The sequence below is a fragment of the Acinetobacter colistiniresistens genome (genome assembly GCF_024582815.1).
GTDB lineage: Bacteria > Pseudomonadota > Gammaproteobacteria > Pseudomonadales > Moraxellaceae > Acinetobacter.
This window is the reverse complement of the sequence record NZ_CP102099.1, coordinates 3049275-3066945: the sequence shown is the minus strand read 5'-3', so window position 1 is coordinate 3066945 and position 17671 is coordinate 3049275. Positions and strand designations below refer to the sequence as shown.

Genomic DNA, 17671 nt, shown 5'->3' with positions numbered 1-17671 from the left:
GAGTTTTTGATGCTGCTATTATTTTCCAGCTTTGTGTAACCAACATCGGGGAAGTATGGAAAAAGTGTGGAGATTTACAGATAAATCATCGTATGATGAATAGATTGTTTTATTTGCCAAGATGGTTATGTTTGAGCATTCTTTTTCTTTTGATTGTCAGGATAAGTTGATTCTCGTAGTCGAGGATGAGTATGAGATAGGCGATATTATCGAACACTATCTCAAACGCGAAGGTATGCGCGTGATTCGTGCCATGAATGGTAAGCAAGCCATTGAAACACACGCTGCACAACCGATTGATTTAATTCTACTCGATATTAAATTGCCTGAACTGAATGGTTGGGATGTGCTCAATAAAATTCGTCAAAAGGCACAAACCCCAGTCATTATGTTGACTGCACTTGATCAGGATATTGATAAGGTGATGGCATTAAGAATTGGTGCAGATGACTTTGTGGTCAAGCCTTTTAATCCGAATGAGGTCGTTGCGCGCGTACAGGCTGTGCTAAGACGGGCTCAGCAAAACAGTCAACCCATCAACAAAAATCTCATCTATAAAAACATCGAAATTAATACCGATATTCATAGTGTCTATGTTCATCAACAAGACAAAAAAGTCATGCTTAGCCTTACCCTGACCGAATATAAAATATTAATGCAAATGATTGATCATCCACATAAAGTTTTTACGCGAGGTGAGCTTTTAAATCACTGCCTGTCAGATAGTGATGCTTTGGAACGCACAGTCGACAGCCATGTAAGTAAGCTGAGAAAAAAACTGGAAGAACACGGTTTGCAACAGATGTTAATCAATGTGCGAGGGGTGGGTTATCGACTTGATCATCCACAAGATGCATAAGCCTTAATTATAAATACTCAAAAGAACCCATCTGGAAAATTGAGATGAAAAACAAGTCAGGTATTAGTAAACAACTCTTTATTGCCTTAAGTATTGTGAACTTAAGCGTGACACTTTTTTCTATCCTGCTTGGCTATTTTATTTATAACTATGCCATTGATGCAGGCTGGATTACGCTAAGCTCTTTACAGGGGGACTGGACTGAATTCCATTTTGTTGACTGGATTTGGTTATCGACGGTCATTTTTTGTGGCGCGGTGATTTCCTTGATCATCGGTATGCACCTTGCTCAACGCTTTATTAAACCGATTAATTATCTGGCGGAAGCTGCCCAAAAAATTAGTCAGGGAGATCTTTCAGCCAGAGCAGATGACAGTCAGATTCACTCTGCTGAAATTTCTGAACTGATGCATAATTTTAATAATATGGCGAAAAAATTAGAAAGTTCAGTGGAAAATGCTCAGGTGTGGAATGCCGCAATCGCCCATGAATTAAGAACTCCCATCACTATTTTACAAGGGCGTTTACAAGGTGTTCTTGATGGTGTATTTAAACCTGATGAAGCTTTATTTAAAAGTTTGTTAGGACAAGTGGAAGGACTGTCACATCTGGTGGAGGATTTGCGGACTTTAAGTCTGGTTGAGAATCAGCAACTCAGATTACATTATGAAGCTGTTGATCTAAAAGTGCTTGCAGATAACGTATTGAAACTGTTTGAACATCGTTTACAGCAAGCAGGATTAGAACCTGTACTTGAGATGTCAACGACACCAGTCCATTGTGACCAGCGTCGTATTGAACAAGTTTTTATGGCATTGATTGATAATGCGATTCGCTATGCCAATGCGGGAAAACTGAAAATTTCTTCGCTTCTGATCGCCCAAGAATGGGTGCTGCAAATTGAAGATCAAGGGCCGGGTATTGCAGAGCAATACCAGCAAGACTTATTTAATCCTTTCTTTAGATTAGAACAGTCCAGAAATAAAGAATTTGGGGGAACGGGATTGGGTTTGGCTGTCGTTCATGCCATTGTCATTGCGCACAAGGGCTCTATTGAGTACCTTAATCCACAACAGAACAGCGTGTTCAGAATCAAACTTCCTGCTAAGCCCCAGCCTTAGCCAATTCGGCCTCAATATAACTGATAATCATGGTACTGAGTCCTTTCACCATTTCATCAAAGCTGATTTGCGGGTTGGGCAAGATTAAGTGACGGGCAACATTGAAAATACTGCTGTTAATGCTGATATACGCAGTTACGCTGAGGTTATTCACTTTTAAATAGCGAGGATGGCGAATCATGTATTTCATCAAAACCTCCATCAGTGCCATCTCAATCTGACTAATATACCTTTCGTATTTCAATTCGGTTGCATAGCGTAGACAAATGAGATAACGATCGTCATCACGAGTCAGTAAATCTCTAAATGTATAGAAAATCATTTCAAATAAAGGCTCTAGCTCTTGTTCGATCATGATGGGCGTCAGCTCTTTCACCATATCCAAGACTTCTTTGACAAAGGTTCTTGCCATAGCATCATAAATTTCTTCTTTATTTTTAAAATATTCATAAAGAGATCCAACACTGACACCCGCAATATCTGCAATATGTCGTGTGGTGGTGCCGCTGGTACCATTGGTTGCAACGGCAATAAAGCCTGCTTCAATAATCGTGTCTACTGTCACTTTCGAACGTGACTGACGTGGTTTTCGTGTCGCCATGAAGTCTTATTGTTAAAATCCGAACATAATGTCAGATTAACATGTGGGTCAATGTGTGAAAAGGATTAGTTCATTAATCCGAACAAGTAAAATTACAGGTTTTTAATATTTGTTCTTTAGGATGTAATAAATAAGTATTTATGAAATACATCAATTCATTTTTTAGAAAATATTAATTTTTAAATTGTTTTAATTTATTGATAATTATTAAAAATAAATTATTTTTAATAAAGTATGTAGCTTTTAAAGCAAAGATTGCTTTAAGGCTGATCGAGAAAATATCTATAAATCAGTGTAAAAATTACCCGAATTGAATCCGAACATAAGATCGGTTTACAGTTGTCTCATACGAAGAAATGGTTCTGAAAAATCTCCCGAATATTTTTTCGTACCTTCCTGAAATATGGAGATGCGAAAAAGAGATGAGCCAGACGCAAAGAATGTAAAAGGGCAAATGACGCTCAAGTGCAGTAGGTAGGTGTAGCCATGATTAGCAGCACATTAAAGAAAGGTTTAAATCTATTTAAATCGAACCCGATAACTGAGCAAATCGATTTTTCGAGTAAAAAAACAATTCCAATTCGCCACTTGGCAATCGGATTTGAAGGCAAACAAGTTGATCTATCATTTTATATGAACAATCAATTCGCAACGATTTTTTTCGCAACACTTTCAGTGTTTCTGACCTATGGCGAAGATTTGGTGATTGAAACCGCTCGCCATCATCGTGATCAACTGAAAGATCCGATTTTAAAACAACGCGTCACTTCATTGATTGGCCAGGAAGCAATTCACTCAAAACTACATAATGAGTTTAATGATGCAATTGTTGAGCTTGATTATCCAGTCAGACTTTATCGTTTCTTGGGTGAAAAATTCTTTGATTACATTTTCTTAAAATTTCCTCAACCGCTTAAGCTCTCATTGATGGCTGGGATCGAGCATTTTACTGCGGTATTGGCGGAATACATGATGGCGCATGAACAGAACTTCTATTTCTCTGATGATGCCAAAACACGTGCGCTATGGATGTGGCATATGCTGGAAGAGTCTGAGCATAAAGATGTTGCCTATGATGTCTATCAAACTCTCAATGGTAATTATGCCTTACGGATTTCGGGTTTCTTGCTTGCCTATTTCACCATTCTGGGATTGATTCCATTTTCGGCAACCATGGTGCCAATCTTACGTAAACCACAAGAAATGCTGACTTCGAAATTCTGGAAAGATGCACGTCGTGGTGTCAAGCTGATCTTTAGTCCGAAGGATGGTGTATTTGGTAGTACCCAAGGTCGTATTTTTGATTATTTACGTACCGATTTCCATCCGAATGATCATGATGCATCTGCATATTTTGAATATTACGAAAAGAAACTTCTATCAGAAGGTGGCGCCTTATATCCATTCTTTGTGAAGGAATTTACGCCAAAGGTACAAGCCGCATAAGGCTGAATGATGTATGCACAGTATATCTGTTATTGCCCGCTGAGTTGGCAAAAAAGCTCAGCGTGTGATGAGCAGTTTGGTTCTTGTTGCCGTTATTTCGCTCATGCACTATGCAAATAACCATTCTCAACTGACCCGTGTATGGGGTGATGCATCCCGACTTAAAGTTTAAGAATCGAAGTTGTTAAAGTTGCAGAAATAATCTTATAGACAACTTTACGATTTTTGATGGATGCATTGCTGTTTGATTTTATTTTACTCTCCCTATAGGAATTAAGACATGGTCGCTCAAGTTCTTCGCAATGTCTTCTCAGACAAACTCAGTACCAAATATCAAGGGATCGTTCAGAACCTTGCGAGTAAATCACCGATTCCAATACGTCATTTTGATTTTAAGTTCAATCCAAATGAATTGGATGAAAAGTTTTTTTTAAATAAAGAGTTAGCAACCTCCTATTTTCATGCTTTATCCATTTTCCTAACCTTTGGTGAAGATGTGGTCATCGATACTGCACGTCATCATCGTGATTTTATTGAAGACCCGATTTTAAAACAAAGACTGACTTCACTGATTGGACAAGAAGCGATTCATTCAAAAATCCATAATCAATTTAATGATGAAGTACTAAAGGAAAATGGCTATCCCGTTGAGTTGCTACGAGCCATTGCCGATAAAGTATTTGAATATGGTATCTACAAGCTACCGCAATCTTTACAGCTTTCATTAATGGCCGGGATTGAACATTACACTGCCGTACTTGCTGAATTTATGATGCAACATGAATACTACTTGCTGGGTTCGCAAGATGAACGGCAGCGCGCTATGTGGATGTGGCACATGCTGGAAGAATCTGAACATAAAGACATTGCTTATGATGTCTTCCTTGAGTTATCAGGTAATTATTGGCTCAGAATTACAGGCTTCTTGTTAGCAAGTTTAACGATTCTTGGCGGGGTGTCATTGGGAGGATATCTGATGCCATTCGTGCGTAAACCCAGCAATTTGGTTAATCCACGCTATATGAAAGATATTGTGGAAAGCACTGCGTTGTTATTTGGCAGTGAACGTGGGGTATTTGGCAGCAGTTTCATGCATATTCTGGAATATCTACGTCCAAGCTTTCATCCCAACGACCATGATACCACTGCTTATATGGCCTATTACAAAGAGCGGTTATTAAACCCTGAAACAGGCTTATTAACGCCTTATTTCCTTAAAGAGTTTGTACCACCTGTACGTGCAGCTTCTGCATAACAAGATCGCTGGAAAATAAAATGAAATTATTTGGGAAAAAAAACAAACCAAGCCAAAAGGCATTTGCTGTGGTGACTGGTGCGGGAAGCGGTATTGGTCGTAGTTTTGCGCTTGAGTTGGCAAAACGTGGTGGCACAGTGGTCTGTTCAGATATCAATCTCGAGGCAGCCAAAGAAACTGTTGTATTAATTGAAAGCCTAGGAGCAAAAGCCTTTGCTGTGAAATGTGATGTTGGTAATGCCAAGCAAGTGGAAAAACTGGCAGAGCAAGCGGAGCAGTTAATGCAGCATCCAACTACATTGGTCATTAACAATGCTGGTGTGGGGCTAGGTGGCAAGTTTGATGAAACTTCGCTGGAAGACTGGAAATGGGTTTCTGACATTAACTTGTGGGGAGTCATCCATGGGTGCCACTATTTTGTACCGAAGTTTAAGCAACTTGGTCATGGTGCAATTATTAATGTGGCCTCTGCCGCGTCATATACCGCTGCACCTGAAATGACAGCATATAACGTGACCAAAGCGGGGGTACGTGCATTATCGGAAACGCTTTCTGCCGAGCTTCGAAAACATAATATCAAGGTGAATGTACTTTGTCCGACGCTGGTACCGACCAACATCATTAAAAATGGCAAGGTTCCACATAAAGGTATTCTGGATTATGCACTGACCAATTTGGCATTTACCACCAGTGACAAGGTGGCAAAATTGACACTAGACCGTTTGGATAAAGATCAGCTTTATACCATCCCACAAATTGATGCCAAGCTATTCTGGTTAATGAAACGTACTGCTCCGAATTTATATGCCAAATTCTTGGGTAACTCATACCGATTCATGAAGTAACCCAAAGTGAAGACACATTTTTAAGTATTGAAATAAGCGAAAACAGCACAGGCAATTTGCATATTTCAGTTGGATGAATAAAGGATATTTTAAATGACAGCTCAAGCAAAAAAATTAAACTCAGCTGAAGGAAAGGCATTACCACAACATATCTATGACACCTTTATTGTGGGTGCAGGTATTTCAGGGATTGCAACTGCGATTCGCCTTGATCAAGTAGGGTACAACAATTACAAGATTATTGAAAAAGCGACACGTGTGGGGGGAACCTGGCGTGAAAATACTTATCCAGGATGTGGCTGTGATGTGCCATCGGCACTGTATTCATACTCTTTTGCACCAAGTGCAAAATGGAGCCATTTATTTGCTCGTCAACCTGAAATTCTGAGCTATTTAGAAGAAGTCAGTCAAGATTTTGGGGTGAGCTCAAAAATAGAGTTTGGTACTGAGTTGCTCAATGCGGCATGGGACAATCAACGAAATTTATGGGTCATGGACACCAATAAAGGGCAATTCTTGGCCCGGACCACCATTTTTGCTACAGGGCCAATTACCGAGGCTCAAATTCCTAAGCTTGATGGGTTAGAGACCTTTAAAGGAGAAATGTTCCATTCGGCAAAGTGGAATCATGACTACGATCTGACTGGCAAGCGTATTGCAGTAATTGGGACTGGTGCATCCGCGATTCAGTTTGTACCTCAGATTCAGCCTTTAGCTAAAGAATTATATGTCTATCAACGTACCGCGCCGTGGGTGGTGCCTAAGCCAGACACTGACCTTGGTGATGTGAGCAAAGCACTAATTGAAAAATTCCCATTGATTCAAAAAACCTGGCGCAAAACGGTTGCGCAGTCACTGAATGCGATTAACTTTGGTTTACGTAATCCAGCTGTGTTAAAACCTGTGGGTGAATTAGCCAAACTGATTTTACGTTTCCAGATCGAAGATCCTGAATTACGCAAAAACGTAACGCCGAACTTTACCATCGGCTGTAAACGTCTTTTATTCGCTAACAACTATTATCCAGCCTTACAGCAGCCGAATACTAAGCTTATTCCGCATGGACTGGTAAAAGTTGAAGGGAATACGGTAGTTTCTGCCAATGGTGAACGTCACGAAGTGGATGTGATTATTTGGGGAACTGGTTTTGAAGTATCCCATCCACCGATTGGCAAACGTGTGAGCAATGAAAAAGGGCAGATATTGAATGATCTGTGGAAAAGCAGTTCACCGGAAGCCTATTTAGGCACCAGTATTGAAAATGTACCGAATGCTTTCTTGGTATTGGGACCAAATGTGTTGGTCTATGACTCTTTTATTGGTTTGGCAGAAGCACAACTCGACTACATTGTAGATGGTTTACTCAAGATCAGAGACAAAGGCATTGCCAAACTCAACATTAAGCCTGAAGTGATTAAGCAGCATAATGAATTGGTACAAAAACATCTAAAAACCACGGTATTTAATGCAGGTGGCTGTAAGAGTTATTATTTAGATGCCAATGGCCGTAACTTTGCTGCTTGGCCTTGGTCATTGAAGAAGTTAAAGCAACGCTTAAAACAGATAGATTTAAATGATTACCAAGTGACCTATCAAACTGAAAAAACCAACTGATTTTTAGCTTAATCATCAAAAGCAGTAAATTTTGTCTCGTGATGGAATTTGCTGCTTATTTTTTGCAAGATAGAAAGAAATACAGGAAAAAAAAGATGAAAGAAGGACAGTCGAGCCGAACTGCTGAGGCTGCGGCAGCATTACGTGCCAATCATTTTCAAAATGCGAACAACCCAGTGTTTTCAGATCCCTTTGCGCTTGAGTTGACCAGCAGGGGCTGGAAGAAATTACTGACCACGCCACTGACAGTTAAGGTGATGAATTCAGCTGTATTTAACCGTACTTTAGGCTTATTGACAGGACAGGTGGTTGGACGCTCCCGTTATGCTGAAGATCAACTCAAGGCCGCCATAGCACGAGGCGTAACGCAATATGTACTGGTTGGCGCTGGATTGGATTCTTTTGCCTTGCGACAAGCACAGCAGCATCCACAACTCAGGATTTTTGAAGTCGACCATCCTGATACCCAAGCCGTTAAACAAAACAAACTACATCAATTGGGTGAGCTGCCAGAGAATGTGGAATTTGTTGCCATCGATTTTGAAAAGGAGTCGATTGCTGATGCATTGGCACGCAGCACTTTTCAACAGGAGCATACTGCTTTTTTCTCATGGCTGGGAACAACTCATTATCTGGAACCTGAAACGACGTTGAAAACCTTGGCCAGTATTGCAAAGATTGCAGTGAGAGAGAGTGAAGTGGTGTTGGATTATTCGATTGATTATCGCGAGTTGGATGGGATAGAGCGTTTGGGGACTTTGTTTGTCTCTCAATTTACCCGTTTTCTGAAAGAACCTTTAAAAGGGCAATTTAGACCCAAGGCATTGCATCAGGCAGTCACGCAAATGGGTTATATCGTTATTGAGGATTTATCTGGCAATGGTTTGAGTGAGCGTTATTTTCATGCTCGTCCTGATCATATCCGTCATACCATTGCGACACATATGTTACATCTACAGTTGCAGAGTATTTGATGTAATTAAATAAAAAGCCCTTAAATGCATTTGAGCATTTAAGGGCGTATGGATTAACGGCGATTATTATAAACAGCCATGGCTGCAGGAAGATTTTTACGCATATCGCTAATACGCTGACTGTTAGATGGGTGAGTTGACAAGAACGAGCCGCCAGCACCAGCGCCATCTAAACGATTCATCTTTTCCCACAAGCTGATTGCTGCATTTGGGTTATAGCCCGCTTTTGCCATAAGCATCAAACCACCGTAATCGGCACGACTTTCCAAATTACGAGAGTAAGGTAGACCAATACCCACTTGGCTGCCTAAATCGATTGCAGCACTGCCTAGATCACCAATGCTGCTGCCAGCATAAGATTTACCAATACCAATCGCAAGATTGGTTAACGCTTGAGCGCCAATTTTACTTTTGGCATGTTCTTCAAGCGCGTGAGTCATTTCATGTCCCATCACCGCTGCAATTTCATCATTGGTCAAATTGAGCTTGTTGACAATACCTGTATAGAAAACAACTTTACCGCCTGGTGCAACATAAGCATTCACGGTATCAGATTTTAATACAGCCAGTTGCCAATCAAAACGCTGACCAGTCTGGTTCATTTGATCCGCATACGGTTTTAAGCGGTTAAATACAGTATTGATACGCTGATACGTACTTGAGCTGCTATCCAGCTGATTTTTTGCACGTGCTTCCTGAGTCATTTTTGAGAAGCTTTGTGCTGATTGAGCATTTAAAGTTGCGCTATCTGCGCCAGCCATGTCTGCGAAAGAGGCACAGCCAGAAATTGTCATTACGGTTACAGCACAAAGGCTCAAAGCGAATTTCTTCATACTTATTCTCTCCAAATCAGTATCTTATGAATATAGTCGTGATCAGGGTGGATTATAGAAAATGTTAGCGATAGTTAATATTCTGAATAGCTCTATAATCATTGTAATTATGTAATCAGCCAAGCTTATTGTTTGCTCAAAAATAAAAGCCAGTGACAGGCACTGGCTTGGTTAGAATCAATCCGATCTCAGATCAAATTAATCTTCATCATCATATTCATCTTCAGAGAAGGTGTTTTCTTCTAGAGAAGCATCAAAAATAAGGATGGCTTTACCGTCAGTCTGGATCATGCCTTGATCTTCCAGTGTCTTGAGGACACGGCCAACCATTTCACGAGAACAACCGACAATTCGACCAATCTCTTGGCGGGTGATACGAATCTGGCGGCCATTCGGCAAAATCATTGCCTCAGGCTGTGCAGATAAGTCAATTAAACAACGCGCGATACGACCTGACACATCAATGAAGGCCAGATCAGTCACTTTACGTGTGGTGTTTTTAAGACGGCGTACCAGCTGGGCAAATACTGCATAGCTCAAATCTGGGTATTGCTTGCTTAACTCATGGAAATTGTCATAGGAAATTTCTGCAATTTCGCAGACATCTCGTGTACGTACTTCTGCGGTACGTTGAGGGTTCTTTTCAAAAAGCCCCATTTCACCAAAGAAATCACCAGGGTTGAGGTAAGCAACAACGATTTCTCGTTCGTCATCTTCACGTAAGATAATTGACACTGAACCTTTTAATATTAAATACAGTGATTTTGATTCCGTTCCAGCGTCAACAATCGTGGTGCGTTTAGGGTATCTATTAATATGAGCACGTTTTAGCAGAGCTTTTACTGATTCAGGCAGTTGGCCTGGTGATAAAGCATCAGTGCTAAGTTGTGAAAAATTTGAAGTCATGCTTAAAATTTCCGAATTTGGATAAAACCGATCGCACAGACTCTTGATAGAGCCTTTTCTACACAGAAGAGATGAAATTCCTTATCAACTCATTTTATGTTAGTGTACAAGAACAGAGTAAATTTATAACGTTTTTCGGGTAGTTGCAATGCAAACAAGTGTACATTGGTTAGAGAATGTTGCTTTTGAGGCGAAATCAGAAAGTGGCCACACTGTGGTGATGGATGGTTCTGCTGAATATGGAGGTGAAAACCGTGGTCCACGTCCTATGGAGTTGATTTTAATGGGACTTGGTGGGTGTGCTTCGTTTGATATTGTGACGATTTTAAAGAAATCTCGCCAAGATGTGACGGATGTTGTATGTCAGCTTAAAGCAGAAAGAGCAGATGCCATTCCAGCAGTATTTACAAAAATCCATTTGCATTTCGTGGTCACTGGCAAAGCAGTAAAAACCAAGCAAGTTGAAAAGGCCGTTGAACTCTCCGCCGAGAAATATTGCTCAGCCAGTAAAATGCTTTCAGATGGCGGTGTTGAAATCACCCATGATTTTGAAATTATTGAAGCTGCTTAAGTTATAAATTATTAGTTCTACTAAAAAGTGATCTATTTTTATAGATCACTTTTTATAAGCTTTTCTTTTATTTTAGAAATAATTGTGGATCTACGCGAGCATTGTTCAGACTCATTCCCCAATGTAAATGTGGTCCAGTGACACGTCCAGTTTTACCGACGAACCCAAGCGTTTCTCCCTGACGAATCTGCTGCCCCTTTTGTACATTAATTTTACTCAAATGGCAGAACATGCTGACCAAGCCTTGGCCATGATCAATCAGTACCGTATTCCCATTAAAGAAATAGTTGCCTGTTGCTATCACGACGCCATTTGCAGGCGCAATGACGGTTTGTCCAACAGGTGCAGGAATATCTAGACCAGAATGCGGTGCGCGTTCTTCGCCATTGAAAAATCGTTTACGGCCGAACGAATTGCTGAATTTCCCTGCAGTAGGGCGGATAAAATTGGGGAATTGTGTCCATGCGCTCGGTGTAAATGAGCTGTAAATATCATTCTGCTCTTTGGCTTCTCTGGCATATCGATCAAGTTGTTCTTGATTAGGACTGACATAGTCCTGATTTTTGACGTTAAGGCGTTGCTCCGCATATGCATACGGTTTGATCTCTACCTGAATCGGATCGTTATTGGTGGTTAAGGTTAAAGTCCCTAAGGGGGCGGAAAGGGGAATACCAAACACGGCATAGCGCTGAGCCCCTTCTTGGGAAATCAGAACAGGTTTTTGTTGATAAAAGACTTGAGTTGTATTGGTCGTTAATGGAATCACGGCAATACCACCTGCACGCCTTGAGTCTTGTGGCAGCTGTGCAAACGCAGCATGAAGTGGAAGAAGAGAAGCAACGCTGAGTAAAATTGTTTTTAGCGACATGATGAGCATTTTTAGTTGAAGCAAAGCGTTAAGCTAAAACGTTCGCCTTAAAATCACAATAAGGATTTTGTGCAAAACAGAATAGACAGAAAAATTATACAAAAGATACTTGAAATAGATTGTTTATACACCCATATTATTACTGAGTTTTATCTCTTGATATTTTTATAAAATATTGAAAAATATATAATTTTTATTTGAAATTTTAAAAATCGTTCCCATCTTAGTGATAAGTTAAAAATTTGTTGTGAGGAATAACAAGAATGCGATTTGAAAAATTTACAAACCGCTTACAGCAAGCACTCTCAGATGCACAATCATTGGCAATGGGTAAGGATCATACTTCAATTGCAGGAATTCATATCCTGACTACCTTACTTGAAGAACCTGCCAATCTGAGTTTGTTGCAACAAGCGGGCGCTCGTTTACCAGAGTTAAAGCAAAAACTGGAACAAGCCCTGCAAAATGCGCCAACCTTGGCCAATCCTACGGGTGATATCAATCTGAATCCTGAAGCGGTAAAGGCCTTGAATTTAGCTGACCGTTATGCACAAAAGGCAGGAGATGAGTTTTTATCTACCGATTGGGTGTTGTTAAGTTTAGCGGAAACGGGTGAAACCAAAACGATTTTAAACAGCGTTGGTGTAACACCAGAGAATTTACGTAAAGTAATTGAAAATATTCGAGGAAATGACAAAGTCATGAGCAACAATCATGAAGATCAACGTGATTCACTGAATAAATATACCATTGATTTAACTGAACGTGCTTTAGCAGGCAAGCTTGATCCTGTGATTGGTCGTGACGATGAAATTCGCCGTACCATTCAGGTTTTGTCCCGTCGTACCAAAAATAATCCAGTATTGATTGGTGAGCCTGGGGTGGGTAAGACTGCGATTGTGGAAGGCTTGGCACAGCGTATTGTCAATGGTGAAGTACCTGAAGGCCTGAAGAATAAACGTGTATTGTCATTAGACCTCGGTTCATTGCTTGCAGGTGCGAAATATCGTGGTGAATTCGAAGAACGTCTAAAAGCAGTACTCAAAGACCTTGCTAAACATGAAGGCGAGATCATCCTGTTTATTGATGAGTTACATACACTCGTCGGTGCTGGTAAGGGCGATGGTGCAATGGATGCAGGCAATATGTTGAAACCTGCGTTAGCACGTGGTGAATTACGTTGTGTTGGTGCTACCACTTTGGATGAGTATCGTCAGTATATTGAAAAAGATGCTGCGCTTGAGCGCCGTTTCCAGAAAGTATTGGTCGATGAACCGAGTGTTGAAGATACGATTGCAATTTTACGTGGTCTCAAAGAGAAATATGCCACTCACCATGGGGTGCAAATTTTGGACTCGGCTATTATTGCTGCAGCGAAGATGTCACATCGCTATATCACCGATCGTCAGTTACCTGATAAGGCGATTGATCTGATTGATGAAGCAGCATCTCGTATCAAAATGGAGATCGACTCTAAGCCAGAAGCTCTAGATAAACTTGATCGCCGTTTAATTCAGTTGAAAATGCAATTGGAGGCAGTGAAAAAAGATGAAGATGCCGGCAGTAAAGCCGAAGTCAATCATCTTGAGCAGCAAATTGCTGAGAAGCAAAAAGAATACAACGATCTGGAAGAAATCTGGAAAGCTGAAAAAACACTGGTTGAAGGTGACAAGAAGGCGCAGGTTGAACTTGATCAGGCACGTGTTGCTTTAGAGAAGGCAAAACGTGAAGGTGATTTGGCAGAAGCAGCGCGTTTGCAATATGGTGTGATTCCAGAATTGCAGAAGCGTTTGGAACAAGCCGAAGTGGCTGAGGAAAATGAAGAGCCGAAGCTGATTCGTACCAAAGTCACCGAAAATGAAATTGCTGAAGTGGTCAGTGCTGCAACAGGCATTCCTGTGGCGAAAATGCTGCAAGGTGAACGTGAAAAACTGCTGAATATGGAAGAGTTCTTACATAACCGTGTGGTTGGACAAGATGAAGCAGTGGTTGCCGTGTCGAATGCAGTCCGTCGTTCACGTGCAGGTTTATCTGACCCGAACCGTCCAAGCGGCTCATTCTTATTCCTTGGACCAACAGGTGTGGGTAAAACGGAGCTGACCAAAGCATTGGCAAACTTCTTGTTTGACAGTGATGATGCCATGATTCGTATTGATATGTCCGAATTTATGGAAAAACACTCGGTCAGTCGTTTGGTGGGTGCACCTCCAGGTTATGTGGGTTATGAAGAAGGTGGTGTTTTAACTGAAGCAGTCCGCCGTAAGCCTTATAGTGTGGTGTTATTTGATGAGGTGGAAAAGGCGCATCCCGATGTGTTTAACATCTTGCTACAGGTGTTAGATGATGGACGTTTGACCGATTCGCAAGGTCGTGTTATCGACTTTAAAAATACGGTGATTGTGATGACCTCTAACTTGGGTTCACAAGATGTGCGTGAACTGGGTGAAGGGGCAACAGATGATGAAGTTCGTACTGTAGTCATGAATGCTGTTACGCAGCACTTCCGTCCTGAGTTTATTAACCGTATTGATGAACTGGTGATCTTCCATTCACTTAAAAAAGCACAGATTCGTGGTATCGCGGATATTCAGTTAGATCGTTTACGTGCACGTTTGAGTGATCGTGATATGGGCTTAACCGTGGATGATACGGCGTTTGATATATTGATTGATGCTGGTTTCGATCCGGTATATGGTGCGCGTCCACTAAAACGTGCAATTCAACAGCAAGTTGAAAATAACTTGGCTCAGAAAATACTCTCTGGTGAGTTCCAGCCTGGAGATAATATTTTGATCAAAGGTGAAGGTAGTCATCTGGTGTTCGATAAAGTAAAACTGAGCTAAGTTAAATGTGAAGGATTGACAAAAAAGATGGTGATGCAAATCACCATCTTTTTTTATATTGGTGCAATTGGTCAGATTTTTGCAGGAATATTACCAATGACATTGCGACATTATAAAAAACTTGCTAGTTTCTGAACAAATAAGAAAAAAATTCAGGATGAATTACAATGGAAAAGAATAGACATCATTGCAAAAGTGTTGGTGTAATTATGTTGATGATCGTCTTAACTTCAATGCTGCATGCTGCTCAGCCATTGAATGAGGGAACTCTTGCCTTACAAACCGCTATGCTGAACAATGCGCTGCCCAGTATTCTCATTAAAGCACAACAGGATGCCTTGAAACCTGAGGAAGAACGTTGGCGCTCACAACGGAGCCTGAGTGATAAGTACTTAGGCGAAATTCGTGTCAACACCATTTTGGGTGGCGTGTTATCGCCGCATGAAGAACAGAAGAAAGTGATGGCGGTTGATCCGAGAGACAAGAGGATAGCCACCATCAAGCCACATGAGCAACCGTCTGATCGATACATGATTTACGAATTCGATTCAGGCAATGTTCATGTGACTTATAACGATGATGTTAAAGCCGAACTGGTCGTTAGATAGCAGGGTGCTGAATTTTCCAGGCACGGTGGATTTTTTGATTGCGTTTAAAATCTAGACCAATCGTTTCGGAGGTGATTTCTTCAACTTGATACATCGCCTCAATTTCTTCATCCAGCTCAAAACCACGGTAGTTATTTGAGAAGTACAAGGTTCCATCACTGGTTAAACGATTCATTGCACGTTTGAGCAGGGATACATGGTCACGCTGTACATCAAAAGTTCCATAGAATTTTTTCGAATTCGAGAACGTTGGTGGATCAATGAAGATCAGGTCATATTGTTCATGACCTTCTTTTAACCATTCAAAACAATCACTGGCAAAGAACATATGCTGTTCATCGGCATGATCTACAGTTAAGCCGTTTAAGACAAAGTTTTCTTTTGACCAACTTAGGTAAGTATTGGACAAGTCGACACTGGTGGTGCTGGCTGCACCGCCGAGCGCAGCATGTAAGCTTGCGGTAGAGGTATAGCTATATAAATTAAGGAAGTGTTTACCACGCGCTTCTTTGGCAATACGCAAACGAATTTGACGGTGATCGAGGAATAGCCCTGTATCTAGATAGTCGGTCAAGTTCACCAAGATACGCGCTTTGCCTTCTTGCACGATAAAACGTTTAGATGCGGTACTTTGTTTAGTGTATTGATTACTACCTGCTTGACGTGCACGGGTTTTAATGAAGATGGCATCACGGCCTAAACCTGTCACAGCACGAATAGCTGCAAGCGCCAAGTTAAAGCGTTTTTTAGCTTTTTCTGGGTCAATGCTTTTTGGTGGTGCATATTCTTGCACATGTAATTTATCACCATATAAGTCAACTGCGACATTAAAGTCAGGCAAATCCGCATCGTATAAACGTAAGCAGAATACATTTTCTTTTACAGCCCATTTTTTCAAGGCTTGCATATTTTTTTGCAAACGGTTGGTAAAGTCTTCGGCACCTTCAATTTTCTCAAACTGTTGTGGTTGCCAGTTCGCGAGGAAAGGCTGGGTGACGGTTGCAGGTTTGACTGTACCAAAACGGATGTAGATCGGCAGTTTACCATTCATCAACCGTAGTGTTTGTGGATCATTGATAGCAAGTACATCTGCCTGTTCAATTTGTGCTGCAATCACAGCAACAGACTGGTTTGGGAAATTCTTTTGTAATAGTCCAGACAAACCTAAATAGAATGAACGGCTAGACGCTTTATCACCTAAGCGCTCACCATAAGGCGGGTTGGTGACGATAAAGGCTTTTTTGCCTTCGGCGTGGAAGTCATCCCAATCTGCCAGCGTACGTTCTTCAATTTGGATCTGATCCAGTAATTTTTCAAAACCAGCAGCAATGATGTTTTGGCGAGTGGCTTTGACCGCTTCCCAATCCGCATCGTAGGCATAGAATTTCGGTAAAGGTTGTTCTAAAGCCTTTTGATGACGCTCTGCTGCTTCAGCTTTGAGTGAGAGCCATAGATCACGGTCATGTCCATGCCAGCCATTGAAGCCAAAACGACGAACTAAACCAGGTGCACGATCGGTCAAGATCAAGAGTGATTCAATAATAAATGTGCCTGAACCACACATCGGGTCAAGGATAATATCAGGTTGATACTGGGCTAATTGGGCTTTTTGCAGAATCGCTGCAGCCAAGTTTTCTTTGATCGGGGCATCAGTCATAAAATGACGATAACCACGTTTATGCAGTGAATCGCCTGATAAATCTAAACAATAGGTGTGTTCTGTTTTACCAGCTAAAACGTAAAGGGTAATTTCAGGTTGTTTAATATCGATACTTGGGCGTTTACCCACTGCTTCCATAAAGGAATCAACCACGCCATCTTTGACACGTAGGGTGGCGAATTGGGTATTGACCTTAATTTCACGTTCAACATGCAAACGAACGGCAAAGGTACTTTGTGGTGCAAAAATCAGTGACCAATCAAAGCTGATTGCACCCTCATAAAGTTCTTCTGCGACATCACGTGCATCATGCGTATGCTCTAGCTCATGTGTATGAATCGGCAAAAGTACACGAGAGGCAAGACGAGACCACATACAAACGCGATAGGCATTTTCGAGGCTACCTTTAAAAACCAGTCGTCCTGCAAAACGTTGGATATTTTGAATGCCTAAATCTTCAAGCTCTTGTTGTAATAAGGTTTCAAGCCCGTCCGCACAGGTCACCCAATAGTCTGTTAGACGTGGTTTAGCGTTCATTCAAATTTCCAAAACATTTTTAGCAATTGGCTATTTTAACTGATTTTTGTTTGTTCTGTCGGTGCATATTTGTGTGATTGTTAGCTTTATCAGCGATTCATTACATTTTTTGCTCAATTTCTGCTGTCCT

15 protein-coding genes are annotated in these 17671 nt (G+C 41.1%); 10 read left to right on the top strand and 5 right to left on the bottom strand.

The annotated features are described in order from the left end of the window. Positions 1-127 precede the first annotated feature (127 nt). Both adeR and adeS read left to right on the top strand, forming a co-directional pair. Positions 128-859: an efflux system response regulator transcription factor AdeR gene (gene adeR, locus NQU59_RS14740; RefSeq protein WP_005242067.1), complete on the top strand. Its 732-nt coding sequence runs from the start codon at positions 128-130 to the stop codon at positions 857-859. Between the two features lie 44 nt (positions 860-903). Continuing rightward, positions 904-1980, top strand: a complete 1077-nt coding sequence (adeS, locus tag NQU59_RS14735; RefSeq protein WP_005242064.1) for a two-component sensor histidine kinase AdeS — start codon at positions 904-906, stop codon at positions 1978-1980. Here adeS and NQU59_RS14730 read toward each other — a convergent pair. Then, a complete protein-coding gene (locus tag NQU59_RS14730) occupies positions 1964-2581 on the bottom strand; it encodes a TetR/AcrR family transcriptional regulator (protein WP_005274549.1) in 618 nt (205 codons plus the stop codon). The two genes, adeS and NQU59_RS14730, sit on opposite strands and share 17 nt — an antisense overlap. Positions 2582-3067: 486 nt before the next feature. On the opposite strand from NQU59_RS14730, the gene NQU59_RS14725 reads away from it, so the two are divergent. The 5 genes from NQU59_RS14725 to NQU59_RS14705 all read left to right on the top strand — a co-directional run bounded on the left by NQU59_RS14725 (position 3068) and on the right by NQU59_RS14705 (position 8715). Then, positions 3068-4027: a metal-dependent hydrolase gene (locus tag NQU59_RS14725; RefSeq protein WP_257063923.1), complete on the top strand. Its 960-nt coding sequence runs from the start codon at positions 3068-3070 to the stop codon at positions 4025-4027. 280 nt (positions 4028-4307) lie between these two features. Beyond that, positions 4308-5282 (top strand): metal-dependent hydrolase, encoded by a 975-nt coding sequence (locus NQU59_RS14720; RefSeq protein WP_005242058.1) that lies wholly within the window; start codon positions 4308-4310, stop codon positions 5280-5282. A gap of 20 nt (positions 5283-5302) precedes the next feature. Next, positions 5303-6127 (top strand): SDR family NAD(P)-dependent oxidoreductase, encoded by an 825-nt coding sequence (locus tag NQU59_RS14715; protein WP_005242057.1) that lies wholly within the window; start codon positions 5303-5305, stop codon positions 6125-6127. 93 nt (positions 6128-6220) lie between these two features. Then, complete coding sequence (locus NQU59_RS14710) at positions 6221-7741, top strand: flavin-containing monooxygenase (protein WP_257063922.1); 1521 nt, start codon at positions 6221-6223, stop codon at positions 7739-7741. Positions 7742-7836: 95 nt separating this feature from the next. After that, the gene (locus NQU59_RS14705) at positions 7837-8715 is read left to right on the top strand and encodes a class I SAM-dependent methyltransferase (RefSeq protein ID WP_005242055.1); all 879 of its coding nucleotides are present in this window, start codon (positions 7837-7839) and stop codon (positions 8713-8715) included. Between the two features lie 53 nt (positions 8716-8768). Here the strand turns inward: NQU59_RS14705 and NQU59_RS14700 are convergent, their stop codons facing one another. Together NQU59_RS14700 and crp are read right to left on the bottom strand one after the other, a co-directional pair. Then, positions 8769-9548 carry a M48 family metallopeptidase gene (locus NQU59_RS14700; protein WP_005242054.1) on the bottom strand — a complete coding sequence of 260 codons (780 nt, stop codon included), beginning with the start codon at positions 9546-9548 and terminating at the stop codon, positions 8769-8771. A 198-nt stretch (positions 9549-9746) separates the two neighbouring features. Beyond that, positions 9747-10454 (bottom strand): cAMP-activated global transcriptional regulator CRP, encoded by a 708-nt coding sequence (crp, locus tag NQU59_RS14695; RefSeq protein WP_004654102.1) that lies wholly within the window; start codon positions 10452-10454, stop codon positions 9747-9749. A 148-nt stretch (positions 10455-10602) separates the two neighbouring features. On the opposite strand from crp, the gene NQU59_RS14690 reads away from it, so the two are divergent. Continuing rightward, the gene (locus NQU59_RS14690; protein WP_005242053.1) at positions 10603-11025 is read left to right on the top strand and encodes an OsmC family protein; all 423 of its coding nucleotides are present in this window, start codon (positions 10603-10605) and stop codon (positions 11023-11025) included. A gap of 67 nt (positions 11026-11092) precedes the next feature. Here the strand turns inward: NQU59_RS14690 and NQU59_RS14685 are convergent, their stop codons facing one another. Continuing rightward, positions 11093-11893, bottom strand: a complete 801-nt coding sequence (locus NQU59_RS14685; protein WP_257063921.1) for a M23 family metallopeptidase — start codon at positions 11891-11893, stop codon at positions 11093-11095. A gap of 263 nt (positions 11894-12156) precedes the next feature. On the opposite strand from NQU59_RS14685, the gene clpB reads away from it, so the two are divergent. Together clpB and NQU59_RS14675 are read left to right on the top strand one after the other, a co-directional pair. Beyond that, entirely contained in the window at positions 12157-14736 is a 2580-nt protein-coding gene (gene clpB, locus NQU59_RS14680) for an ATP-dependent chaperone ClpB (RefSeq protein ID WP_005242049.1), read from the top strand. A 167-nt stretch (positions 14737-14903) separates the two neighbouring features. Continuing rightward, positions 14904-15344: a hypothetical protein gene (locus tag NQU59_RS14675; protein WP_005242048.1), complete on the top strand. Its 441-nt coding sequence runs from the start codon at positions 14904-14906 to the stop codon at positions 15342-15344. Here the strand turns inward: NQU59_RS14675 and rlmKL are convergent. Next, positions 15337-17541 carry a bifunctional 23S rRNA (guanine(2069)-N(7))-methyltransferase RlmK/23S rRNA (guanine(2445)-N(2))-methyltransferase RlmL gene (rlmKL, locus tag NQU59_RS14670; protein ID WP_043971897.1) on the bottom strand — a complete coding sequence of 735 codons (2205 nt, stop codon included), beginning with the start codon at positions 17539-17541 and terminating at the stop codon, positions 15337-15339. The genes NQU59_RS14675 and rlmKL overlap by 8 nt on opposite strands. Positions 17542-17671: the final 130 nt, after the last annotated feature.